This is a genomic window from Paraglaciecola sp. QJM3NY_14 (genome assembly GCF_056173245.1).
On record NZ_CM149664.1, the window covers coordinates 2,898,994 to 2,924,918 of the forward strand.

General features: G+C 45.9%; 21 protein-coding genes. 8 read left to right on the forward strand and 13 right to left on the reverse strand.

The features are described 5' to 3' along the window. Window positions 1-40: 40 nt before the first annotated feature. The 6 genes from AC0VYA_RS12150 to AC0VYA_RS12175 form a co-directional block, all read right to left on the reverse strand. A complete protein-coding gene (locus AC0VYA_RS12150; RefSeq protein WP_473481002.1) occupies window positions 41-895 on the reverse strand; it encodes a nitrate ABC transporter ATP-binding protein in 855 nt (284 codons plus the stop codon). 82 nt (window positions 896-977) lie between these two features. Continuing rightward, window positions 978-1,967 (reverse strand): ABC transporter permease, encoded by a 990-nt coding sequence (locus AC0VYA_RS12155; protein WP_475488423.1) that lies wholly within the window; start codon window positions 1,965-1,967, stop codon window positions 978-980. 52 nt (window positions 1,968-2,019) lie between these two features. Further along, complete coding sequence (locus AC0VYA_RS12160; protein ID WP_475488424.1) at window positions 2,020-3,420, reverse strand: CmpA/NrtA family ABC transporter substrate-binding protein; 1,401 nt, start codon at window positions 3,418-3,420, stop codon at window positions 2,020-2,022. Window positions 3,421-3,894: 474 nt separating this feature from the next. Next, on the reverse strand, window positions 3,895-5,607 hold the full coding sequence (locus AC0VYA_RS12165; RefSeq protein ID WP_475488425.1) for a bifunctional protein-serine/threonine kinase/phosphatase: 1,713 nt from the start codon (window positions 5,605-5,607) through the stop codon (window positions 3,895-3,897). Between the two features lie 40 nt (window positions 5,608-5,647). Beyond that, on the reverse strand, window positions 5,648-7,114 hold the full coding sequence (locus AC0VYA_RS12170) for a NarK family nitrate/nitrite MFS transporter (RefSeq protein WP_475488426.1): 1,467 nt from the start codon (window positions 7,112-7,114) through the stop codon (window positions 5,648-5,650). A gap of 540 nt (window positions 7,115-7,654) precedes the next feature. Next, window positions 7,655-8,671: an adenosine deaminase gene (locus AC0VYA_RS12175; protein ID WP_475488427.1), complete on the reverse strand. Its 1,017-nt coding sequence runs from the start codon at window positions 8,669-8,671 to the stop codon at window positions 7,655-7,657. 589 nt (window positions 8,672-9,260) lie between these two features. Between AC0VYA_RS12175 and AC0VYA_RS12180 the strand changes: the two genes are divergently transcribed. After that, on the forward strand, window positions 9,261-10,592 hold the full coding sequence (locus AC0VYA_RS12180) for an NCS2 family permease (protein ID WP_475488428.1): 1,332 nt from the start codon (window positions 9,261-9,263) through the stop codon (window positions 10,590-10,592). Window positions 10,593-10,740: 148 nt separating this feature from the next. Here AC0VYA_RS12180 and puuE read toward each other — a convergent pair whose 3' ends face one another. Beyond that, entirely contained in the window at window positions 10,741-11,646 is a 906-nt protein-coding gene (gene puuE / locus AC0VYA_RS12185; protein WP_011575213.1) for an allantoinase PuuE, read from the reverse strand. A gap of 13 nt (window positions 11,647-11,659) precedes the next feature. After that, complete coding sequence (locus AC0VYA_RS12190) at window positions 11,660-12,304, reverse strand: TetR/AcrR family transcriptional regulator (RefSeq protein WP_011575214.1); 645 nt, start codon at window positions 12,302-12,304, stop codon at window positions 11,660-11,662. A gap of 313 nt (window positions 12,305-12,617) precedes the next feature. On the opposite strand from AC0VYA_RS12190, the gene xdhA reads away from it, so the two are divergent. From xdhA to AC0VYA_RS12225, 7 genes are all read left to right on the forward strand, one after another. After that, window positions 12,618-14,060, forward strand: coding sequence for a xanthine dehydrogenase small subunit (xdhA, locus tag AC0VYA_RS12195; protein WP_475488429.1), 1,443 nt, complete (start codon window positions 12,618-12,620; stop codon window positions 14,058-14,060). Window positions 14,061-14,158: 98 nt separating this feature from the next. Then, window positions 14,159-16,513 (forward strand): xanthine dehydrogenase molybdopterin binding subunit, encoded by a 2,355-nt coding sequence (gene xdhB / locus AC0VYA_RS12200; RefSeq protein ID WP_475488430.1) that lies wholly within the window; start codon window positions 14,159-14,161, stop codon window positions 16,511-16,513. A gap of 1 nt (window position 16,514) precedes the next feature. Next, the gene (gene xdhC / locus AC0VYA_RS12205; RefSeq protein WP_475488431.1) at window positions 16,515-17,444 is read left to right on the forward strand and encodes a xanthine dehydrogenase accessory protein XdhC; all 930 of its coding nucleotides are present in this window, start codon (window positions 16,515-16,517) and stop codon (window positions 17,442-17,444) included. Further along, window positions 17,441-17,950 (forward strand): 2-oxo-4-hydroxy-4-carboxy-5-ureidoimidazoline decarboxylase, encoded by a 510-nt coding sequence (gene uraD / locus AC0VYA_RS12210; protein ID WP_475488432.1) that lies wholly within the window; start codon window positions 17,441-17,443, stop codon window positions 17,948-17,950. The genes xdhC and uraD overlap by 4 nt, the downstream gene beginning before the upstream one ends. Beyond that, window positions 17,943-18,275, forward strand: a complete 333-nt coding sequence (gene uraH, locus AC0VYA_RS12215) for a hydroxyisourate hydrolase (protein WP_011575219.1) — start codon at window positions 17,943-17,945, stop codon at window positions 18,273-18,275. The genes uraD and uraH overlap by 8 nt, the downstream gene beginning before the upstream one ends. A gap of 16 nt (window positions 18,276-18,291) precedes the next feature. Next, entirely contained in the window at window positions 18,292-19,587 is a 1,296-nt protein-coding gene (gene guaD / locus AC0VYA_RS12220) for a guanine deaminase (RefSeq protein WP_475488433.1), read from the forward strand. A 40-nt stretch (window positions 19,588-19,627) separates the two neighbouring features. Further along, window positions 19,628-20,842, forward strand: coding sequence for a urate hydroxylase PuuD (locus AC0VYA_RS12225; protein WP_475488434.1), 1,215 nt, complete (start codon window positions 19,628-19,630; stop codon window positions 20,840-20,842). Window positions 20,843-21,062: 220 nt separating this feature from the next. Here AC0VYA_RS12225 and AC0VYA_RS12230 read toward each other — a convergent pair whose 3' ends face one another. The 5 genes from AC0VYA_RS12230 to AC0VYA_RS12250 form a co-directional block, all read right to left on the reverse strand. Beyond that, window positions 21,063-21,683 carry an FMN-binding negative transcriptional regulator gene (locus AC0VYA_RS12230; RefSeq protein ID WP_475488435.1) on the reverse strand — a complete coding sequence of 207 codons (621 nt, stop codon included), beginning with the start codon at window positions 21,681-21,683 and terminating at the stop codon, window positions 21,063-21,065. 331 nt (window positions 21,684-22,014) lie between these two features. Further along, window positions 22,015-22,392 carry a VOC family protein gene (locus tag AC0VYA_RS12235; RefSeq protein WP_011575223.1) on the reverse strand — a complete coding sequence of 126 codons (378 nt, stop codon included), beginning with the start codon at window positions 22,390-22,392 and terminating at the stop codon, window positions 22,015-22,017. Between the two features lie 220 nt (window positions 22,393-22,612). Next, a complete protein-coding gene (gene egtD, locus AC0VYA_RS12240; RefSeq protein ID WP_475488436.1) occupies window positions 22,613-23,617 on the reverse strand; it encodes an L-histidine N(alpha)-methyltransferase in 1,005 nt (334 codons plus the stop codon). A 1-nt stretch (window position 23,618) separates the two neighbouring features. Then, the gene (gene egtB / locus AC0VYA_RS12245; RefSeq protein ID WP_475488437.1) at window positions 23,619-24,896 is read right to left on the reverse strand and encodes an ergothioneine biosynthesis protein EgtB; all 1,278 of its coding nucleotides are present in this window, start codon (window positions 24,894-24,896) and stop codon (window positions 23,619-23,621) included. Window positions 24,897-24,993: 97 nt separating this feature from the next. Then, complete coding sequence (locus AC0VYA_RS12250) at window positions 24,994-25,842, reverse strand: SDR family oxidoreductase (RefSeq protein WP_475488438.1); 849 nt, start codon at window positions 25,840-25,842, stop codon at window positions 24,994-24,996. Window positions 25,843-25,925: the final 83 nt, after the last annotated feature.

Here is a 25,925-nt window from a genome sequence, read left to right on the forward strand (position 1 = left end):
TACATCAATGGCAGATAACCCGTATCGCCATTAGCCTGTATTAGGCGACATTCGCGCTTTTATCTTTGTTATTGACCTGTGATTTTTTGCGGTGAGCAGCTACCGATTCGACCTTGCGCTGCTTCTCATATAAGAAGGTCAGTACTTCGTGACGATAGTGGTTGTACTGAGGGTTGTCTGCCAGTGCCAAACGGTCTCTAGGACGAGCAAGCTCAATCTCCAAAATTTCGCCTATGGTGGCTGACGGCCCGTTAGTCATCATCACGATGCGGTCTGACAAAAGCACCGCTTCGTCAACATCATGGGTGATCATCACCACTGTGTTACCTAGGTCGGCGTGAATTTCCATGATGGAGTCTTGCAAATGCGCCCGAGTCAACGCGTCTAGCGCACCGAATGGCTCATCCATCAATAGCACTTTAGGCTCCATGGCTAGCGCTCTGGCAATACCGACGCGTTGCTTCATACCACCGGATATTTCAGCAGGCAGTTTGTCTACCGCATGACTCATGTGTACCAGCTCTAAATTGTGCTCAACCCAGTCGCGCATTTCTGCTTTACTGCGACCTTTACTGGTTTGCTTGACCGCTAGTTCAACATTTTTATACGCCGTTAGCCAAGGCAACAAGGAATGGTTTTGAAACACAACAGCGCGCTCAGGTCCCGGCTCATTTACCTCGTGACTGTCTAAGATTACCCCGCCTTTGGTGGCTTTGTGTAAGCCAGCAATGATGTTGAGTACTGTCGATTTACCGCACCCTGAATGACCAATTAGGGATATAAACTCACCTTTATTGATACGCAAGTTCACATCAGTTAACGCCGTAAACGGCCCTTTTGGGGTAGGAAAATCAATGCCTACTTGTGTTAGTTCTAAATGATGTTTATGCGTCATTATTGTCTGCCTTATCGTTGCCGATTTGTTTAAAAGTAGGTTTAGCTCGCTGATAGAGCAGTGGCGATATTGCCAAGGCTTGTTAACGCAGCACCGCCCCTTTGTCCCAGCTCACTTGTTTCTGCAGCAGCAACATTAGTCTGTCTAACGCAAAACCAATTAAGCCGATCGTTAATACCGCGACCATGATCCTAGCCAATGACTCTGAGCTACCATTTTGAAACTCGTCCCATACGAATTTGCCTAACCCTGGGTTTTGCGCGAGCATTTCTGCAGCGATAAGCACCATCCAACCTATGCCTAACGACAACCGTAAACCGGTAAAAATCATTGGAATTGATGATGGCATCACAATTTTCATTACATGTGAAAAAGGTCCCAATCGGAGCACCTTGCTCACGTTGATCAAATCACTGTCAATACTTGATACCCCAACAGCGGTATTGATCAAAGTGGGCCACAAGCAGCACAAAGACACAGTGACCGCTGATGTAATAAACGATTTCGAAAACATCGGGTCATCGCTTACATACACCGCACTAACCACCATAGTGACCAATGGTAACCACGCTAAAGGTGACACAGGTTTGAGCAGTTGGATCAACGGGTTAATGGCCGCATAAGAGGCTTTACTTAAGCCGCATAATATCCCCAGTGGTACCGCTATAACCGAGGCGATCAAGAAGCCAACCGTGACTGTGTATAGGCTGGTCCATATTTGATCAAAGAAAGTCGGAGCACCGGTAAATGCACGAATAGTCGGACTGTAGCTGGGATCTTTGGCGACCCGTGCGGCATTGCGCTGCTCTTGGCGCTCATAAAATGCGTTGGCTTTACTTCGCTGTTCCCCATGCTCTTCAATCAACACTTGAGCCTGAGTTAACACATCGCTTGGACCTGGGAACTTCCCCAGTGATGTATCAATGTTTTTGGCAAGCACAGCCCACAAGCCGAGAAATATTAAGATCCCCAGTAGTGGCAATGCTGCATTTCTTAGCCAGGATGAAACCAAGCTGATATTGACGCTTTTCACGGGTGTTAATATAAGCGATGCCGTTTGTGCTTTAGACATAATATGTTCCTCTAAGCCGAGGTCGAGCCATGCCCAACCTCTTTGGCTGCGATTAAATTTTGCTGTCGCCTTTTAAGCCAATCTCGAACTTTTCAAGATAAGCATTAGGCTGACTGCCGTCATAAACGATATTGTCGATAAAGTGTGTTTGTGGCTTTTTGAAGCCTGATTCGCTGGCAAATTCGGGAAAATCCGCTACGCTTGCTTTCCCCTCAGCTATCAATGACTTCGCCGCTTGAGCATAAATATCAGGGCGATACACTTGCTTAGCGATGTTTTTGTACCAATCATCAGATTTTTGCTCACTGATTTGGCCCCAACGACGCATTTGGGTTAAGTACCAAATAGCATCACTGTAATAGGGATAGGTGGCATTGTGGCGAAAGAACACGTTGAAATCTGGCACTGAACGCTTATCGCCTTTTTCATATTCAAAGGTGCCGGTCATACTGTTGCCAATCACCTCTGCATCAGCCCCTACATACTGGCTTTTCGCTAGAATTTGTACCGCTTCAGGACGGTTAGCATTGTCTTTCTCATCTAACCATATAGCCGCGCGGATCATCGCTTTTACCACACGAATATGGGTATTTGGGTTTGCTTCTGCCCATGCTTTGTTTACCCCGAACACTTTTTCAGGGTTGTCTTTCCAAATTTCGTAATCGGTAACCACCGGCACGCCTATGCCTTTGAACACCGCCTGCTGGTTCCACGGCTCACCTACGCAGTAACCATAAATAGTGCCAGCTTCCATGGTGGACGGCATTTGTGGTGGTGGAGTAACCGATAATTGAGCATCGGCATTAATCAGGCCTTTCACGTCATTATTCGGCCCATAATATCCTGGATGTATACCGCCTGCGGCTAACCAATAACGCAGCTCATAGTTGTGAGTGGACACGGGGAATACCATGCCCATTTTGAATGCTTTACCTTGTTTTTTGTAACTATCAACAACCGGTTTAAGGGCATCGGCTTTAATAGGATGGACTGGTTTGCCGTTCTCCTTGGGAATATTTGGCTTCATCTGCTGCCAAATATCATTCGAAACCGTAATGGCATTTCCGTTTAAGTCCATGCTGAAGGCGGTAATGATGTCCGCCTTTGTGCCATACCCTATGGTTGCCCCTAATGGTTGCCCCGCTAGCATATGCGCCCCATCTAATTGACCGTCAATGACGCGGTCGAGTAGCACTTTCCAGTTTGCTTGTGCTTCCAATGTGACATACAAGCCTTCATCTTCGAAGTAGCCTTTCTCATAAGCTATTGCCAACGGCGCCATGTCGGTAAGTTTAATGAAGCCGAATTTTAGTTCTTCTTTTTCTGGCCATCCTAACTCTTGTGCCGCCACACCCTGCCCAAATAACGTTGTTGTGCACACTGCTGAAATCATTGCAAAACGAAGCGATTTCACGGTATGTACAAGCGAGTTTAACAATCTGTTATTAACCATTTCCTACTCCGTATCAGTTCAAAAATTTTCCAAAAAAAAACCCACAACCATCCAAAATTTGGATGCTTGTGGGCTACTTTGCCGGTTGTAGTTCCGCCGTCATGGCAAACCTACAAATATGTTTCATGCTGCGCTGTATGCTCTATAAATACATGCGTTTTAAACACATGCTTTATGAATGCAATTATGCATGCACGTTAAGTGCACTTCCCATATGCCTATTTTTATTGTTTTATTGCAAATACCTCTTAGCATCAACAATGCCAACTTAAAATAACAATTAAAAACAATGACTTAACCATGAGGTAGTGTTAGGAGCTGTTTTAACTAAAACCATATAGGTGCAATTTTGCACGCCATTTGCACACTCTTTGCACACCTAAATCGCTAACAAGCTGCTAAAAAAAACCTGATAGATGCTCTGATTACGGCACTGAAGCAGCTGCTAAAGATGCGTTAAAAAGGGGAAGATAATTAAAGTAAGCTCAAAAGATACAGGATAATAACCAGCTGAATAATGCACAGCCCTTTATACACTACTAACGGGTTACGCTTGATAAGAGGTTGTTTGTTTGCAGCGGATACTAGCGCCTGATTGGGTTGGGAGAGATCCACTAAAAACTCAGAAAACGCATCATAACGAAACAGCGGATTTGGCTGCAGCGCTTTGCGTAACGTTAAGTCTAACCACTGAGGTAAATCACCTCGAAAGGTCTGTAATGGCTGGTAATCCCATTCATCGAAGGAACGGGGGATGTAATCTTGATAGCGAAACGCTTTAAACGGCAAGTGCCCTGTTAGCATTTCATACACCACCACGGCCACAGAAAACATATCGCACTTGTAATCACTGTTTTGCGTAAGCAAATACTCAGGTGCAATGTAGTGAACCGAGCCCAAGGCTATATTTTCAAGGGGCAGTGAATTGGTTTCTGCCAAAGCATTCACCAGCACAGTACCAAAATCAATCAGTTTGACTTCGCCGTTACCGTCCACCATCACATTCTCAGGCTTCACGTCTCTGTGCACCATGTCTCTGCGCTGCAGCACACGCAACGCAAGCACCAATGGGCGAATAATAGTGCGCACCTGCTCAATAGACGGAGCGGGGTTGTCGTGCATCCACTGGCGTAATGTTTGCCCCTCTATGTATTCACAAACATGATACATAAACTTCGCGTCATTTGGTCGCTTATGAATACGCATAATATTTGGATGAGCGATGTGTTGGCCTATCCACTCTTCACGCAGAAATCCACTGAGATAAACAGGATCATCAACAAAGTGTTGTGAGGGCGTTTTTAAGCCGTAGGTTTTGCCGTCTGATTCGTTTACGACTTTGTACAAGCTACTGCGCGTACCATTAAACACCGTTTGTACCACGCGATAGCCTTCAAGCTTCATGCCCACGTCAAGCGCTGGCGGCATGGCCAAATGCATAATTTGTCGATAATGCTCATCTAAACTGGCATTGGGCAGCTCAGTCACTTTGACCAACAGACACGTTAGGTTGTCGTCACTGCCTGAGGCGATGGCTGCGTTAACAACATTTTTAGCCCGCTGCTCTAAGGAAGTATCCGTGGCTGTCATGAGAGCAATCAGTGTTTTGCTGTTTAAAAATTCATGCACCCCGTCAGACGTTAAAACGAAAATATCATCCTTGACGAGTTCGACTGTACGAAAATCAACGTCTAAATGCGCCTCTATCCCCACCGCCCGAGTCAATACATTATTGCGCCCTTGTCGTGATACGTGATCTGTGGTGAGTTGCTCAAAATCATTATTTTGTATGCGACAAATGCGCGTGTCACCTGAATGTAAAATAAACCCCGTCGTCGATTTGAATATCATACTGCTGAAGGTAGTCACCATCTGGCTGTGACCACCGTGCTCGTAATCGTGCTGACCATAGCACCAGCGGTTGAGGCCTTGTAATACTTTGCCGGAAGCGTGTTTTACCGTCCAGGTTTGGGGAGTTTGGTAGTAATCTTGAATAAAATTGGTAACGCAGGTGATGGCTGCCTCTTTAGCACGTGTACAAACACTAACACCATCGGCGATTGCGGCCACGCCGCCTTTAGAGGTTAAATCAGGCTCTTTGGGTAAGTAAGCGGCAAAGGCGTCTTGATTTTCTGCCTTTACCCCTTCACTGGAAAAACCGCCAAATTCTAATTTAAGTTTTTCCAAGGCTCTTTTCTCATATAAACAGACTGAACGCTACGTTACCTTATGTAACGTTGATAAGCTCGACACTACCATCTTCGCGCACTTCCGTCATCGCTCCTTGTGGCTCTTTCATAAACAACAATGCCACAAACCCAAGCACAGCGGTGCACCCAATGACCACAAAGAAAGTGGACGTATCAACCACAGAGTAAACCGTTAAATAAACAACTGCTCCGACATTCCCGTAGGCTCCTGTCATACCGGCAATTTGCCCCGTTAAACGACGTTTTATCAAAGGAACCACGGCAAAGACCGCCCCTTCCCCTGACTGGACAAAGAAAGAACACGCCATAACCGCAACCACCGCCAACCAAATCGGCCATGTGGCATCAATCAAGCTCAAGCAAAAGTAACCCGCTGCTAATCCCGCGGTTAAAATAAGTAGGGTTTTTCTGCGCCCGAAGCGGTCCGAAATCAGGCCTCCACCAGGACGCGACATTAAATTCATGAATGCATACATACCCGCCAATAAACCCGCCGTCGCCATACTGAGCTCAAAGGTCTCGGCGAAAAATGCCGGTAGCATAGAGACCACCGCTAGTTCAGAGCCAAACGTGGCGAAATACAGAATGTTCAATACCGCCACTTGCCTAAAAGAATAACGATGTACCTCGGCAACCGGGGTAGTAAATAAGTCTTTATTGACCTTGTAGGTAAGATACGCGTCGTAAACATACAATGCACTTAGACCCAGATATATTGCTAACGCAACACCTTCACCTAATAGCGATACGCCTTGCGGTGAAAGCTTCCAGTTAAGTAGCGCTAAGGCCAGATACATAGGTGTTTTCATCACCAGCAGCAAGTAAAAGTCACCTACGCTTGTGACTTCCATTCCGCCTAAGTTTTTAGGGCGGAAATAAGTAGAACCTTTCGGGGTATCTGTGGTGTTTTTATAGTAAACAAAGCTGAACAATAAACTCATCAGCCCAGTAATGCCTACTGCATAGCGCCAGCCATCTTCGCCACCAAACAAAATAGCTATAGTGGGCAAGGTAAAAGCAGCAGCCGCTGAACCGAAATTGCCCCAACCTCCGTAAACGCCTTCGGCCGTGCCAAGCTCTTTGGGTGGGAACCATTCACTCACCATGCGAATTCCCACAACAAAGCCTGCACCAATACAGCCTAATGCAAAACGCGCGATAAGCAGTTGGGTAAAGCTATCAGCCAGAGCAAACATAAAACAGGGTATTGAGCATATTGCCATTAATGCAGAGTAAACAATTCGCGGCCCGAACTTATCGGTTAGCGCGCCGATAATCACGCGCGCAGGGATCGTCAACGCAACGTTGATAATGAGCAGGGTTTTCCATTCGCTGAGAGTCAGGCCTACACCATCGACAATAGCGCCTTTTAGGGGCGCCATATTGAACCACACCATAAATGTGATAAAAAAGGCTATCCAGGATAGATGTAGGGTTTTCATTTTGCCGGTGAAAGACAGCAAATTAAATTTCTCAACGCTCATGATGAATTCTCATAGAAAATTTACTCAAAAAAAAACCCGCAAAGACTCCAGGACACGGAAAGTCATTGCGGGCTACATTGCCTTACTTAGAAATTACAACGAGGTAATTCTGTCAGTATGTGTTTCGTTTTTAACGTTATTATTAACACAAGTGCATTCAACAATAATATTTGCACCTATGGTGCCAACATTATAAAAACTATTAATTACAATAAGTTAAGTGTTTTTAGACGAATTTGAAACGCGTTTAATAGAAACTGTGGGGTGATATTGGTGCATCTTGCACTGTAATCGTGCTTTGCGCTTGCTTTGCTCTTTCTTTAGATAGCCTCCCACCATCCTACTCGTTGTGAACATGTTATACGCTATGCACGCAACAATAACTTGCTTGGTAAGTATCCACATTATTTTCTGTGAATACCCCCTTGAGAGATGCGTTGAGAGGAGCTTTGCGATACGCTTTAATAAGCGTGCTTTTTGAATAAATCTTTGAAAACGTTGCCGAGCATGAAAAACCGCATTCCTTTGCGTTAGATAAGGTTATAAATGTGAGGCCACTTTGCTAAGCCAATGGGCCTTTTGCTCGTCATCCAAGAAGCTTGCTTTAAAGCTATTCTCGGCCAACGTTTTGACCTGTTCATGAGTCATGGGCAAATCGGCCGCTAATGCGTGGTAGTTATCGTTTAAGTAACCACCGAAGTAACTTGGATCGTCAGCATTAACCGTGACCAACAAACCTGCATCTAATAGGGTAAGAATATTGTGGTCCGCCATTTTATCAAATACGCATAACTTGATATTGGACAAAGGGCATACGGTTAACGGCATTTGCCTATTGGCCAGATGTGCCATTAGCTGAGTATCTTCAACACTGCGCACACCATGATCCACACGGTGCACATCTAACTCGTTTAACGCACTCCAAATATATTCGGCGGGCCCTTCTTCACCGGCATGCGCCACACGCATCAAACCCAGAGATTTCGATTTGGCAAAAACGCGAGCAAATTTCTCTGGCGGATTACCCAGCTCAGAGCTGTCTAGGCCAACCGCTGCAATCATAGGTAAGTAAGGCACGGCAGCATCGAGGGTTTCAAACGCACTGTCTTCACTTAAGTGGCGTAAGAACGACATGATCAAGAGACTAGATTGCCCCCATTCTTTTTCTGCCTGTTCCATCGCGCGTTTGAAGCCTGGCATGAATACGTCAAAACCGACGCCGCGCTCAGTATGGGTTTGTGGGTCGAACATCATTTCAACATGCACTACGTTGTCTTCTTTACACTTACACAGGTAATCCCACATTAAGCGGTAAAAATCGTCTTCATCTTGCAGCACTGACGCCCCCAAATAATACAAATCGAGAAAACTCTGTAGATTATCGAAATTGTAGGCGCTGCGTACATCATCGATCGTTGCGTACGGCAGTGCGACGTTATGCTTTGCTGCCAAAGACATCATTAATTCAGGCTCAAGTGTGCCCTCTATATGCAAATGCAATTCAGCTTTGGGAAGTGAATTTATTAGTTCTGCAATGGGTGTAGCTTGCGTGGGCATTTTTTATTCCTCTTATCATTATTATGGATGTACACAACGGCCCATTCATATTTTTATTGCTTTTGGTTGTTCTTGTTAGTTTCTGCTGCGTTACAAGGTGATAGTGTATTGTCTGTTATTTTAGTCCTGCGTTAGCGGATTAATATGGGTTATGTGTCTTGTGATGCACTGCTGTGCATGCATTCAGCGCGTTGTTAAACCTGTTTATCTATTGCGCGCTTAGTCAGTCACTACACTCGCTGTCGATTGCGCTCTTGAGCAACCAAACGTGTCATCTACTGCACTTTTCATCGAGTAAACGAGTTAGCTATTGCACTAGAAAAAGGCATATAACGCACCTAAAATGAGCAGTCGTTGGCAATAACCTAAGCTAAATACGTATTTTACCTCAAGAAAACACCCTTGCCGCTATTATTTTCCCGTTGTTAACGGTTCAAGAAAGCGCTTCTTAGTGACTTTGTGTATCATTGTTCAGCATAAACCACACCAAAGCTAGACTAAATGGTCAGGTTTTTGCTTCACGGGGTTACTTTAACCCTTTCATCATTGGCCCTGTGCGGCTAGTAAGAGAACCCAATGAGAAGCATCCATGTTTAACGCAGTATTCGAAAAGCTTTTTAAGCTGCAAGCCAACGGCACCAATATTAAAACTGAATTTATCGCCGGCCTAACCACTTTTGCGGCTATGTCTTATGTATTGGTGGTTAACCCGAGCATTCTATCCGCTGGCGGTATGCCGGTTGTCGGCTTAATAACCGTCACAGCACTTGCCGCTTGCTTGGGCACCTTGCTAATGGCTTTTATGACCAACTACCCCATCGCCATGGCGCCCGGAATGGGCTTGAATGCATTCTTTGCCTTTACAATATGTTTAACTAGGGACATTCATTGGGAAGCAGCTCTGGGTATTGTGTTTTGGAACGGTATTCTGTTTTTGCTGTTGTCGGTGACTGGGGTGCGAACCAAAATTGCCGATGCCATCCCCGCTGCGCTCAAAATAGGGGTGCAATGTGGTATTGGTCTATTCATCGCTTTTATTGGCTTAAAAAACGCCGGCATTGTCGTTGACCACCCTGCCACGTTCTTGACGATTGGCGATCTATCAGAGCCTGCCACTATGCTCGCGGTGGCCGGCATTTTGCTAACCATTGTACTTTTTATTAAAAAGGTCACTGGGGCAATATTAATTTCTGTATTGGTGCTGACCTTGATTGGCGCATTTATACCCACTGCAGACGGTTACCTTACTCAGCACACTGACTCATTTATTGGCATGCCCGATAGCATAAGCTCTACGTTTTTCGCCATGGATCTCATGTATCCCATAGAAAACATCGCAACCACGTGGGACCTTATCTTCGCCCTGCTGTTCGTGAACATGTTTGACACTATCGGTACTCTAATTGGCGTTTCACGCCGGGCTAACTTGTTAGACAAAGATGGGCGTTTACCCAAAATAGGCCCTGCGATGACCGCCGATGCAACCGCAAGTGTGGTCGGTGCTGCCCTTGGTACATCCCCCGTGACATCCTATGTGGAATCTGCTGCGGGGGTATCTTCTGGTGGCCGCACTGGCCTTACCGGTGTGTTCGTAGCGTTATGTTTCATGCTTGCCTTGTTCTTTACCCCTTTGATGAAAGTGATCCCGCTTATGGCGACCACGCCGGCGCTGATCATGGTGGGTATCTTAATGATGGACTCTTTCAGGCAGTTAGACTTTGATGATTTAACGGCGCTTGCCACAGCCACTGTTGCGCTATTGGTTATGCCACTGACGTTCAGTATCAGCGAAGGCATAGCCATGGGCTTTATCACTTATGTGGGTATCATGGTCGGCACAGGCAAGTACAAACAGGTCACATGGATAACCTATGCCATGGCTGCGGTGTTTATTCTGCGTTACGTCCTAGATTTGAAATAACGAATTAGTGTAGGCATCTGAGCCCGACCCCCACAAAAAAACGCGTAGAGGGCTTGCCTACTACGCGTTTTTTTATGGCTTGAGCGCAGCAATATATCACTGCTTGTTACCTTCTACTGGCTACTTGTTACTTGTTACTTGTTACTTGTTACTTGTAGGGAAAGTTATCTTTCCAATGTTGCGCTATTTCTTGTCTAGTGCACAGCCATACTTGGTCATGACTTTGTACGTATTCGATAAAGCGTTGCAGCGCAGCCATACGCGCAGGTCTACCTATGATCCTGCAATGCAAACCAATCGACAGCATTTTAGGCGCGTAATTGCCCTCTTCGTATAGCACGTCAAACGCATCTTTAAGATATTGAAAGAACTGCTCACCACTATTGAACCCTTGTGCACTGGCAAAACGCATGTCGTTGGTATCTAGCGTGTAAGGCACAATCAACAAAGGTTTTGGATAGTTGGTGTCGTAATAAGGAAGATCGTCCGCGTAAGAGTCGGCGCAATATAACAGATCATCACGCTCTGAGATGAGCTTTAAGGTATTCGGACTGGTTCTGCCTGTGTACCAACCCACAGGTTTTGAACCAGTAATGGCTTGATGAAGCTGCATAGAGGCATCAATCATTTTACGCTCTTGGGCTTCAGGCATATCTTGATAGTGGATCCAGCGCATCCCATGGCTAGCAATCTCCCATTTGGCGTCTTTCATTGCAGCGACCGCTTCTGGGTTTCGTTGCAACGCCATCGTGACACCAAATACAGTGATCGGCACATTTAAGCGTTCAAACAAGCGGTGTAATCGCCAAAAACCTGCACGGCTACCGTATTCGTACATGGACTCCATGCTCAGGTGTCTGTCTTTGTATGCCTGTGCGCCAATAATCTCAGAAAGAAAAACTTCAGATGCTTCATCACCATGAAGTACACAGTTTTCTCCACCTTCTTCATAATTGAGTACAAACTGTAGCGCGATCTTTGCCTTACCGGGCCAGTTTGGGTTGGGCGGAGTATCGCCATAACCGATTAAATCTCGTGGATATGCGTGGTTCATTGTCTATCTCTTGTCATTTATATTCGTTCGGTACTGTTAGGCCGCAGCCTTGCAAAATGAGCTTAATTAAACTCTTAGTGGCGTTTGCGAATTCGCTTTGATCCATCTCGTGCCCCATTAGTTCAGTGATCTGAGCAGAAAAATCAGCATAGTGCTGACTGCTCGCCCAAATATTGAACAACAAATAATGAGGATCAATGTCTGGTAATTTTCCTAACTCGATCCATTGGCGTATTACTGCCACTCGAGAATTCATCCAATTGGAATGTTGGTCTTTAAAAAAGCTGCTCAAGTTTGGTGCACCGTTGATGATTTCCAGTGCAAAGATTTTCGATGCATCAGGCCGAGAACGAGAGATTTCCATCTTGTCTGCTATATACGCAGCCAACACTTGAGCAGGATCATCTTGCGCTTTAGCGTTGTCGAAACTGCTGTTCCACAAACTTAGAATTTCTTGTAGCAGCGCAAGATACAAACCGTCTTTGGATTTGAAATAGTATAAAATATTAGTCTTTGGCAATTCCGCTCTATCCGCTATATTCTGCACTCTGGTTCCTTTAAACCCATGAATTGCAAACTCTTTTTCAGCTGCGGTTAAAATTTTTGCGCGATTAATTGCGCCAATGCTGTCATCTTTTTTTGATAATGAGTCACTCATCTAATCCGTTACTATCCTTTTCAAAGGGCTCATATTGAAGAGCCTTACATGCCCCATTAACATTGAGTTAACATCCTACCTAAAAATCTCTTGATTGCCTATATTCACGGTTAATTCTCGACAAATTAGCGACTTAGGCATTATTCAAGCAAGTCATAAACATAAAATGTCGCTAGGCACTAAGCACTCATAATACCAAGAATCGAAAAGTATTTAGCAAAAACCTGACCAACTGGTCTGGTTTTTGTATTTAATCAAGCTATTATACCCATCATTATAAGTAGTTTTATGACTGAGCCACGCGGAGACCACCATGATCAGCTTTTTACTTAACGACAAAGCTGTGCACATAGATGCCACACAAGCTGACACCACTTTACTGAATTATTTAAGAGATGAACGTAATCTGTGCGGCACCAAAGAGGGTTGTGCCTCAGGAGACTGCGGCGCGTGCACCGTCGTGGTGGCAAAAGCGAATGAGCAAGGCTCAGCACTTGAATACCAAGCTTTGAATAGCTGTGTTACGTTTTTATCTGCGGTGCAAGGTAAGCAACTTTTAACCGTTGAACATTTGGCCGATGGTGAAACGTTGCACCCAGTGCAAGCAGCAATGGTAGATGCCCATGGCTCTCAATGTGGATTTTGTACCCCTGGTTTTGTAATGTCGATGTTCGCCCTTTATCAACAAGGCAGCGCACCCAACCGGGAGCAAGTGAATGTAGCATTAGGCGGCAACTTATGCCGCTGTACTGGGTATCGCCCTATCATTGATGCCGCTTTAGCTTCATGCACTGGCACGCCACAAGACAAATTCAGCCAACAGCAAGCCGCTACAATAGCCCAGTTAAACTCGCTGCCTAAAAGTGAGGCTGGCTTAGATACCTTATTTATGCCGACTAACAGAAATGAGCTTGCTGCGACGATTAAAGCAGAACCTACCGCACGCTTTTTTGCGGGCAGTACGGATATCGCATTAGAAGTCACTCAGCAGTTAAAGTCATTGCCGACACTTATCAGCTTGACGCAAGTGAAAGAACTCCAAGTTGTTGAAGCAACTAGCAGCGGTTTAAAAATTGGTGCAGCGGTCCCCTTCAGTAAGATGGAAGCTTTACTTGTTAAACATTTCCCATCATTGCACGAACTACTCGACAGGTTTGCCTCAACACCTATCCGTAATCAAGCCACTTTAGGCGGCAACGTTGCGAACGCCTCCCCCATCGGTGATATGCCCCCAGCGCTATTGGCGCTAAATGCGGTGATCAAGGTAGATAATGGTACAACTCGTCGAGACATCGCTATCAGCGATTTTTTCACGGGTTATCGCCAAACGTTGTTGCAAAGTGATGAATGGATTGAAGCGATTTTCATCCCTTACCTTGAGCCGAGCGCCCAAGTGCGCGCGTATAAAATTTCTAAGCGCCAAGAAGATGATATCTCAGCTGTGTGTGCCGTGTTTAATTTGACGCTGGACGAGAACAACAACGTAACACAACTAAAATCTGGTTTTGGCGGCGTAGCAGCCACACCAGCATCAGTTGATGCGTTAAGCGATGCCATAAAAGGCAAAGATTGGTCTAAAAACAGTACCTTTGAGTTAGGCAAAAAAGTACTGAGTGAATCGTTTACGCCCCTTGATGACGTGCGCGCCAGCGCTGAGTATCGTCAAACCTTGTTAGTCAATCTGTTTAAGCGCTTTTGGTTACAAACGAATCAACACAGCCAGCAAATTGAAACACGGGTGCACGCATATGAATAACCTTTGCTGTGTTACTTGTGGCCACATGTCATTTGCACCTCGTGTGCTTTTTTGTCTTCTTAGCTTTTTCCATTCACTAATACAGCGAGGTTACGACCATGCGTAAACTTATTGAACAGCCGTTTACCAGTAACCCCCAAGGGAAAGTAGGCAAGTCTCATCCCCACGAAAGTGCCATTCGCCAAGTCAGCGGCCAAGCCCGTTATGTGGATGATATGCCCCAGCCTTCGAATTTGCAGTACGCGGCCGTGGGCACCAGCCCCGAAGCCTCAGGTACATTAAATTCTATCGATTTGACAGCGGTTTGGGCAAGCCCAGGCGTAACTGATGTGATTACTGTGGATGATGTACCAGGTCATGTGGATATCGCCCCAGTATTTGATGGCGACCCTATTTTTGCCCAAGGTAACGTATTATTTAACGGTCAGGCCTTATTCGCGGTATTAGCCGACAGCGTGCAACATGCGCGTCAAGCCGCTCTGAGAGCCAAGGTTGATATTACGCCATTAGCTCCTTGCCTAACGGTTGAAGCTGCGAAACAACAGAGTAATTTTGTGCGCCCAGCGCATTTTATGCAACAAGGTGATTTTGACACGGCCATTGGCCAAAGCGAACTAAACGCGCAAGGACATATAAGCATAGGCGGTCAAGAGCACATGTATCTTGAAGGCCAAGTGTCTATGGCGATAAACGATGAGGAAGACCGCGTATTGGTTTACACATCGAGCCAGCACCCCAGTGAAGTTCAAAAACTCATCGCAGAAGTATTAGGCTGTAAATTGCACAAAGTCGTGGTGGATATGCGCCGCATGGGCGGTGGTTTTGGCGGTAAAGAAACCCAAGCAGCACAATGGGCGTGTATAGCTGCCCTGCTTGCCAAACGTAACCAGTGCGCTGTAAAACTTCGCTTACCGCGCATGCAAGATATGATTGCCACGGGTAAACGTCATCCATTTGAAAACAGCTATCAAGTGGGATTTAACTCAGAAGGCTTAATTAACGCGGCTGATATAGATATAAACGGTAACTGCGGGCACTCACCTGACTTATCAGATGCCATTGTCGACAGGGCGATGTTCCATTGCGATAACGGTTATTATCTTGAAAACGTCAATGTGGCGGGCCATCGCTGCCGTACCAATCAGGTGTCACACACAGCCTATCGCGGTTTTGGTGGCCCACAAGGTATGATAGTTGCTGAAGCCATGATGGACGCTGTTGCTCGAAAAGTAGGAAAAGATCCGCTAACGGTACGTAAGTTAAACCTATATGGCGACAAAGATCGAAATCTCACACCTTATGGTATGACGGTTGAACACAACCTGTTGGGCGATTTGATTGCACGATTAGAAACCTCTTCTAATTATTGGGCCCGCAGAGAGGCCATCACTCAGTTTAATAAAAGCAGTCCCATTGTTAAAAAAGGCCTGGCGCTGACGCCCGTAAAATTTGGCATCTCCTTTACTGCTAAGCATTTGAATCAAGCTGGGGCACTGCTGCATGTGTACACGGACGGCAGCATGCAGATTAATCACGGCGGCACAGAAATGGGTCAAGGCTTACATACTAAAATTGGTCAGATTGTAGCCAATGAGTTTGGCATTTCTTTGCATGATGTAGAAGTCACCGCTACGCGTACTGATAAAGTGCCGAATACCTCGCCCACGGCAGCATCAAGTGGCACCGATCTTAACGGAAAAGCAGCACAAAATGCGTGTATCAGCGTCAAACAGCGCTTAGCAGAATTCTATGCACAAACCATTGACGATTCGGAACTTACCGCAGATAAAGTGACTTTCGCCGACAATCGCGTCACGTTAGGCCAACATAGCGTGGAGTTCGTGCAATTAGTACAAGACGCTTATATTGGCCGCATATCGTTATCATCAACGGGCTTCTATAAAACCCCTAAAATCCATTATGACCGCAGCACAGGTAATGGCCGCCCATTCTTTTACTTTGCTTATGGTGCGTCGGTATCCGAAGTCTCCATCGACACCTTAACGGGCGAGTACAAAGTAGAGCGTGTCGATATTCTGCATGATGTGGGCCGCAGCTTAAACCCAGCCATTGATATAGGGCAGATAGAGGGTGGCTTTATACAAGGCATGGGCTGGCTCACTACCGAAGATTTAAAGTGGGATGATAAAGGTCGCTTGATCAGCAACAACCCGGCGACCTACAAGATACCTGCCATTGGCGACACCCCCGACGTGTTTAATGTGGACCTATATCCAAGGGACAATGACGAAGACAGTATTTATCACTCTAAAGCGGTGGGTGAACCGCCCTTTATGTTGGCGAATTCAGTTTGGTGTGCCATTAAAGATGCGATTTCAAGCTTAACAGACTACAAAATTGATCCTCAGTTACCCGCCCCTGCCACGCCAGAAGCCGTGCTGAAATGTATTATGTCTATAGATGCTGACCCCACGTCTAGCGAGCCTAGTTAAGATGAATACCAATAAATGGTTTGACGCATTGCATCAATGCCAAGCGCAAGGCAAAGCCTACGTATTGGTAACAGTCCTTGGCGCTGCGGGCTCGACTCCTCGCGGCAACGGCACCAAAATGATCGTGACCGGGGATGAAACTTTCGACACGATAGGCGGCGGGCACTTAGAATTTGCCGCTACGGAACAAGCCAGAGGTCTACTCGCGAATAACGAGCAAACACAGCACATTGAGCACTATCCGCTTTCCAGTAAATTGGGGCAATGCTGCGGCGGTGCGGTCAACGTATTGTTTGAAGTGATGATAGAACAATGCCAAACCGTGCAAATTTACGGCGCGGGTCATGTGGCCCATGCATTAATTCCGTTACTAGCGCAGTTGCCTCTGCAAATACAATGGATTGATCAACGTGAAGCATTATTTCCCAAGAGCAGCGCGGGACAAAGACACCCGAATTACGATTTTGCCAATTTAGATATCATAGTGAGCGATGAGCCAACTGAGCATATCGCTCGGGCACCTGCCAATAGTTGGTTGGTGGTTATGACCCACAATCATCAATTAGATTACGAATTGGTTGAGCTGGCGCTTAAACGCCCTGACCTGCCTTATATTGGTATGATAGGCTCTAACACCAAAGCGAAACGATTTGTCACGCGTATCGCCGCGCGCATGCCTGATGTAACTCAGCCCGAGCGCTTGGTCAGCCCAATTGGGGTATTAGACATTCCAGGTAAACGCCCCATTGAAGTGGCGGTGTCTATTGCGGGTCAAATCATACAACGCCTAAACAATGATGCACTTGAGCAACAATCCAGTGAGGGCGCGAGTACGCAAGAAAACCAACTTAACACCAACCAAGCGCTTAAAATGCGACAAAAGCAAGTGAACGCGTGGCGCGCCTCTAAGAAATTAAAAGACTCATTATGACCTTAACTGAATTGAATAACCTCACTGCGAGTGAGGCTGAAACGTTTTTTGCTCAAACTTGCGCAGCGCAGCGCTGGGTAACGAAAATGCAAGAGCAACGGCCTTATGCCAATGCGCCGAGTCTGCTGCAAAAAGCGCAAGCAAGTTGGCAAGACATGAATAAAGAGGATGTTCTGCAAGCATTTGACGCCCATCCCATGATTGGGGATATCAGCAGCTTGCGTGAGAAATATGCCAGTACCAAGGCCATGGCAAGCAATGAGCAAGATGGGGCTGCGCAAGCGGATGAGGCAACCCTACTGGCTTTGCAAAAACTGAACTTAGCCTATAAAGAAAAGCACGGGTTTATTTTTATCATTTGCGCCAGCGGCTTGAGCGCGAAAACCATGCTTCAGGAAATCGAACAGCGTATCCATAATACTACTGCCACCGAAATCGATATTGCCAGTGGTGAACAAATTAAAATTACCATGCTACGTATACTAAAGGGTCTTTCAGATGAATAAAGCACCGTCACTTTCTAGCCATGTGCTAGACACCACCTTAGGCAAGCCTGCGGCTAATATGCAATTAATACTAACAACACCAGAAGGCAATATTGCGCATGTGCAAACTGACCCAGATGGCCGTTGTAATCAGTGGGGTGAGTTAACGATTTCAGCAGGACAATACCAACTTAGATTTCTCACTGGTGAGTACTTGTCAGCGGCCCACGGCAGTGCGTTTTACCCTTTCGTAGATGTGCATTTTGAAATAACCGCCGACGGTGGTCATTATCATATACCGTTGCTCATCTCTCCATTTGGCTTTAGCAGTTACCGCGGTAGCTAACGGGATCTATTTTTAAATGACGACACATCTATACCTTGCCTCTATTTTACATTTTCCACAGAAGACGGCGCAGCCGAAAGTAGACTTCAGCTATATCAAGGACGGCGCTTTGGTCACTCAAAATGGCAAGATCCTAGCCACAGGCCAGGCTAATGATCTTTTGAGCCAGTACCCTGAAGCGGTTTCTCACGATTATCGTGGCCAGATCATCATGCCGGGATTTATCGACAGCCACTTGCATTTCCCGCAGACAGAAATGTTGGCGAGTTTCGGTGAGCAGTTGCTCGATTGGCTGGATAATTACACCTTCCCCACTGAGAAGAAATTTGCGAACCCAGAGTATGCAGCCAAAATAGCAGATATATTTTTACGCCAGCTTTATCGCAACGGTACCACCAGCGCCATGGTCTATTCTTCGGTGCATCAATGTGCTGCAGATGCACTTTTTAAAGCGGCTAAGCAACACAAAATGTTAATGATCGCGGGTAAGGTATGCATGGACAGGCACTGCCCATCATGGCTACAAGACACGCCAGAAACCGCCCAAAAAGAAAGCGCTGAGTTAATTGAGCGTTGGCACGGCAAAGACCGCTTATATTATGCGATCACCCCGCGTTTCGCGCCCACCAGTAGCCATGAACAACTGCATGCATTGGGCGAGTTGGCACAGCAATATCCAGATGTGTACATTCAGAGCCATTTGAACGAAAACCTGAATGAGATCGACTGGGTTAATTCACTCTTTCCTGACTATAACGGTTATTTAGACGTATATGACAAGTTCAATATGCTGCGCCCTAAAGCCATGTTTGGTCACTGTATTCACATGCAAGAGCATGAATGGCAACGCATGAGCGATAGTGGCGCCAGTATTGCTTTTTGCCCTACATCGAACTTGTTTTTAGGCAGTGGTTTGTTCGATTTAAAAACGGCGGAAAAATACGATATCCCAGTGGCCCTCGCCACGGATGTTGGTGCAGGAACCACTTTTAGTATGCTGCGTACGTTGGGCGAAGCCTATAAAGTAGGGCAATTACGCTCCGAGCAGTTACCACCATTACATGGGCTGTATCTGATGACCCAGGGCGCCGCTGTTGCACAAGGTTTAGAGCAAAGTATTGGCAACCTAAATGCTGGGACAGATGCAGATTTCGTCATAGTTGACCCGTATTTTGACGAGCTCACCAGTTTGCGCTGTGAACAACAAAACGAGATCCAAGACATTATATTTGCGTTGAGTATGCTTGCTGATGACAGAGCCATCACGGCCACTTATATCGCCGGCGAGCCGGTTTACCGAGCAAACACATAACTTACTATAAGAATAAGAATTACAAACAAGGAACATCATAATGGCATGGTTTGAATGGTCATCTTTATTTATCCGCTGGTTTCACGTGATTGCGGGTGTCGCTTGGATAGGCGCTTCTTTTTACTTTATTTGGCTTGATAACAATCTACGTACACCGCCAAAGTGGAAACAAGACAAAGGCATAAAAGGTGATTTATGGGCAGTACACGGAGGTGGCTTTTACGAAGTGGCCAAATATCAACGTGGGCCAGAGAAGATGCCAGAAACCCTACACTGGTTTAAATGGGAAGCCTACACCACTTGGCTAAGTGGCTTCTTGCTGTTGAGCTTAATTTACTACCACGGTGCGTCTATTTATTTGATCGACCCTGCTGTGATGGACCTAACCCCAAGAGAAGCCATTATTCGTGGTTTGGGCTTAATATTTGGCGGACTCTTTATTTATGAAGGTGCTTGTCGCAGCGCACTTGGCCGTTACCCTGCTCTATTCGGTGTGTTCTTACTGTTACTGCTTGGCGCGGTAAGCTATTTAGCCACACATTGGTTTAGTGGGCGCGGCGCGTTTATGCATGTTGGCGCTTTGATTGGCACAATAATGGCTGGCAATGTGTTCTTTAAAATCATGCCCGCCCAGCGCTTAATGGTCGATGCAGTCACCAACAACAAGGAGATTAACCCTGCTTGGGGATTAGCGGCCAAACTGCGCTCAGTACACAACAACTACCTGACCCTGCCATTGCTGTTTATTATGATCAGCAACCACTACCCTATGACCTTCCAACACCCTCAGGCATGGGCTGTGCTTATGGCTATTGGTATAGTCTCTGCGTGGATACGTCATTACTTTAACCTAAAGCACGTAGGCATTTCGCGCCCATCAGTGCTCATCACGGGCGCAATAGGTATGTTACTAATTGCCGGTTGGGTCTCTTACCCTCGAGCGCATATTGATGACACGAAAGCGCTTGAAACCGCCAATATCAACGCGTCTGCACCAGTTCAACTTAGCGCGACTGAACAACACGCGTTTGACGTTATTCAAACCCATTGTGCGAATTGTCACTCCGCTAAACCGACGGATGAATTGTTCGTTGTTGCGCCACTGGGATTAATGCTCGATTCGTGGCAACAAATTCAGGCAAGAGCACCGCTGATATACCAGCGTGCCGTTGTCAGTAAAGATATGCCATTAATGAATAAAACCGGTATGACAGAACAAGACAGAGAAGCCATTCGTAAATGGTTTGAGCAATAAACTGCTTATTAGGAATTCTTTTCAAAAACGGTATACGTAATAAAAATGGCCTAAAATGTCTTATAGGCCATTTTTATATCGCTTACATCTCAAATACGCTTAGCACTGTCAGTCACGCCTTGCCTGCGTCACCACTGTTCGTCGTCTGCGATCGACAGTGTTAGCCTAACGTCAAATAACCACCAGCGCACGGCAGTGGGCGAGTCTAATAAGTTTGCGTTTATTCAACGCCGCCCACACCAAGTTGGCGTTTTTGCATATAGTTGGCCAATTGCATATCGCCTAAATCAGCGCTTTGACTTAGGGCCTTGAATACACCTTGTTGATCAGCCTCCTTACGCTGCTGCCCGAGTTTTTCCTTGGCATCGATATGTTCGATAACGACTTTGAAGCCAACTACGCCTCGGCGCAATTTAGCCTGATAATCCGCAGGCATTCTCACCTCATTGTCGAGTAAACTTGGCTCATACTTTGCCACCAAAGCATCCATCGCCTGCTCCGTTTCTTCATCGCTGATTAGACTTGCTTGGCCCTTACAATGAACCGCGGCGTAATTCCACGTGGGCACCCCAGGCCCTTCTGCATACCATGTAGGAGATACATATGCATGGGGGCCACTAAAAATCACCAATGCTTTCTCTTGTGTTAATTGATGAATATGAGGATTGGCTCTAGCGATATGGCCATAGAGTATCCCGCACTCCCCTTCATTTTGATGATAAATAAACGGGATATGCGTAGCATCAAGTGACTCAGACACTAAAATACCAAAGCTATTTTCACTGATAAACCGGTTAATTTCCTGGTTCTCTTGAATACGTAAATTGGGGGGGACAAACATAGATTAACGCCTTTTATTTTTGTGTGTTGAGCAACTTGCGGTTTTCGATTTTCGCCAGCACATTCTCATTTCAGCTTTCGTACTCTTCATTCGCTATTTGCCATTGTGGACAAAGCGCTCAGAACAGCCTAACACCGAAAAAGGTACATTCAGATGACAGTGAAGTAAAAATACAGCTTTAAACTAAAAACGAAAAAACGCTCTATAAAGAGCGTTTTAATGACTATTTTGCTGATGCACTGCGCTGTCATGTCAATCCATGGATGCTGCACGTTCCGCCCAGTACCCATGTTTACACCGCACTGTTTTTTACAACCTCATTAATCCAGTCTTAAACTCGCAGCAGAGTACAAATTTTGTTACCGGTAGGATCTCGAAGATAGGCTAAATGCATTTGATTTTCGCCTTCGCCGCGCACACCAGGCGGATCTTCACAGGCCACACCACCGTTGGCTATGCCTGCTGCATGCCATGCTTCAGCTTGTTCTGTGCTTTCAACCTTAAAGCCGAGCGTTGAACCATTACCGTGACATGCAGGTTCGCCATCAATTGGCTTGGTTAGGGCAAATACGCCACTTTTATCAAAGTAAAAACAACGGCCTTTTTCATCCATTACGCCGGGCTTGTAACCCAAAACTTGCATGGTCGCATCGTAGAATTTTTTTGATGCTTCCATATCATTAACACCTATCATCACGTGACTAAACATACCTATACTCCTTAAATTGCCTTGTGGCCCAAATGAGGTTAACCCGATAAACCTGAGCCTTTTACGCCAATCTAACTGGCAAAACAGGATAGATAAATCACAGTGAACCTTAATGTATTATCTGTTAACTCAATAACTTACCAGTACGACAAAACATGAGCAATAAGTTTAGTATTTTCACTTTAGTGATCCCGAGGCTGTGCGGTGTGAATAACATTTTTTAACCATCTGCATGCAGTAAAAACACTGAAAACATATCGTCTTTCGCTAACCATTGTTTTTCGAATTGCCACCCCGCCATTCTGGCCAAATGAATAAACTCATCAGGGCGATATTTGTAAGAGTTTTCAGTATGTATGGTTTCGCCCTGGTGAAACGAAATCTGCTGGTCACGAATATGTACAACGTGTTCACACTGACTGACTAGATGCATTTCAATTCGACCTAGGTGCGGGTTGGATAGTGAATAGTGCTCAAAAGCATCGGGGTTAAAATCGCTGCCAGTAATCTGGTTTACATGACGCAAAATATTACGATTAAACTTTGCAGTAACACCTGCGGAGTCGTTGTATGCTTGATGTAACTGCTGCGGTGACTTTTTGGTGTCAACGCCAATTAGCAGCATTGCGCTGTCCCCTAAAGAACGGCGAAGTCGCTGTAAAAACTGCAGCGCAAATTCGCGATTAAAATTACCAATCGTCGATCCAGGGAAAAAGCCGAGTTTGGAAAAGTCGCTTTGATTCTCTAATGATATAGGCTGGGTAAAATCAGCAAAAATCGGCGATACATTAATATCTGGGTAATCAGCAGCCAACGAATCAGCCGCGCACTGCAGGTGATCCTGAGCGATATCAATAGGCACCACTGAGCGGATCATATTCACGCTTTGTAGCAATATCCTAATTTTGGTTAAGCTACCGGCTCCAAATTCAATCAATTCTATTGGTTGAGTAATCAACTCAGACAAGTCCTTGGCGATATTAGGCAACATCGCCATTTCAGTGCGATAAGGATAGTACTCAGGTAAATCGCAGATTTGATCAAATAACTTTGACCCCAGGCTGTCATAAAAAAACTTTGATGAAATTGATTTTTGCTCTGCTAATAAACCTAACGTTATTTCTGCAGTAACGTCTTCAACTAGCCTATCTTGCTCAGATGATGATTCTTTTAACGCAGTTTGATGAGCTGCATCAATCTGGCGGGCGACGGGGGGAAAGGCCATTTTAATAATCCTTAGCTAAACGCAGGCCCATGAACTGCCAACGTTGATGAGGGTAAAAGAAAGTTCGATAGGTAGCGCGCATTTGCTCAATGGGCGTGACACAAGAGCCACCTCGCAAGACATATTGCCCTGACATAAATTTACCATTGTATTCGCCTACTGCCCCCTCAGGCACTTTGTACCCAGGGTATGGCGTATATGGGCTGCGTGTCCACTCCCAAACATCGCCGTGTAATTGCATATCATCGGGACTACCGGGTGCAGTAGGCGTAAAAACGCGACGTTCAGAGAAGTTACCCGCAATGGGCTGCATCCGTGCTGCTAACTCCCATTCGTATTCACTAGGCAGGCGGCACCCTCTCCACTGAGCATAGGCGTCCGCTTCGTAATAGCTGATATGACAAACCGGCGCCGTTAAATCCAAAGGCACAAGACCATTTAAGGTGAATTGAAACCATTGATCTTCTTGCTTTCGCCAGTATAGCGGATGCTGCCATTGTTGCTGCTGCGCTGTCGCCCAGCCATCGGCTAACCACAACACTGGGTTTTGGTATCCGCCTGCGTGAATAAAGGCTAACCAGTCACCATTCGTCACTAAGCCTTTGGCTAATGAAAATGCAGCTACATAGGCTTTATGTTTTGGGCCTTCGCAATCAAAATAAAATTCAGTTTGTGGATCAACACCGAATTCATGTAGCCCAGCCTCGAAGGTGATGAAGTGCTCAGATAATGACAACTCAGCCGACGCTCGCTCTGGTTGAGCGTTAAGGGCGAAAGCAGCAGGGTAAAGAGGGTTCAGTGAAAGGGCATGCAAAATATCAGTTAACAATAATTCTTGGTGCTGCATCTCGTGGTTCATGCCCAGCTCTATAAGCGAAAGTAACTCAGCATCGCTGTTTTGGGTTAGTAACTGTTCGATGGCGGCATCAACCTGCTGACGATACGCGTATACCTCTTCTATCGAAGGGCGACTGATCATCCCCCTTTGAGCACGGGGGTAACGCTCGCCTTTTTGCTCGTAATAGGAATTAAACAAATAATTAAATTGCGGTTGAGGAGATTGATAACGCGCAATAAAAGCATGCAGAATAAACTGTTCGAAAAACCAGGTCGTATGCGCTAAGTGCCACTTGGTAGGGCTGGCATCTGGCATAGACTGCAGCTGCATGTCCTCACTGGTTAGTGACTTGGCCAAATCGAGACTGTACTGGCGACGAGCATGAAAGCGAGTAATCAGTGGAATGTTTGATAAATCTAAAATGTGCGATGCAACCGTCATATCATATGCTTTCTTATGGTCTATTTTACTGAGCCAGTATTATCTGACTTCATGAAAATTTCATTAAACTCGATGAAAAAGAGCAAAGCCGCTACGCCTAGCCACTAACGGAGGCTAGAAAATAGTCTTGCCAGGATTGGTGCGCCCTACCGCAAGCCTGCTGATAGTGACTTTCGTTTTCTAGCGCTCCTATCGCAATACCTTGGTAAATTCCCGCAATCACGGTACCAATGAAATCCCCTAGTTCAGCCACGCGGTCTGCTTGGTATTCTTCAAAGGTCAATGGGACATAGTGAAGGTTAAGGTCAAATGCTTTGTTTAGATGCTCAACTAGTTGCTGCTGGGTTAACAATTCACCATGTAAATTATAGGTATGGCCATTATGCTTATCTTCAGTCAGCATTTTTGCATACGCGTATGCTAACTCCCCCCGACATGTATACGCACAGCGCCCTTTCCCAGCGCAATTGGTCACCTTTCCAGCCTTTTTATAGCTTGCGATGTATTCAATATCTGGCTCAATATAGATACCGTTTCTCCCAATGACCCACTCTAAACCGCTGGATTTTACGTCTTCTTCTGTTTGCCTATTACTTTGAATGACGGGTGAGAAAGCGGTGCCTTGCTGCGCTCCTTGCACACTGGTATAGACGATTTTGCAAACACCGCTGTTTTTAGCTGCATTAATAACGTTGCGATGTTGCACGATTCGTTTGTCGGGCGCATCCATCCCAGAGACTAACAATAAGGTGTCGACACCCATTAATGAGCGTTCCAACTCAGGTAACTTATTGTAATCACCAGGGCGCACTTCAACCCCAAGGGCGCTGGCCTTTTCCGGCGTTCTAGCTAAAGCGACTACATTTGCTGCACCAACTTGTTTGACAAGGGTATTGACGATCGCCCAGCCCGATTGGCCACTCGCCGCTGTTACCGCAATCTTCATATTCACCACCTGATGATAGAGCTGTACGTTATTGAGTGAATAGCGTGAAAAATATCTCAATTAACATAACAGTTGGGGAAGAT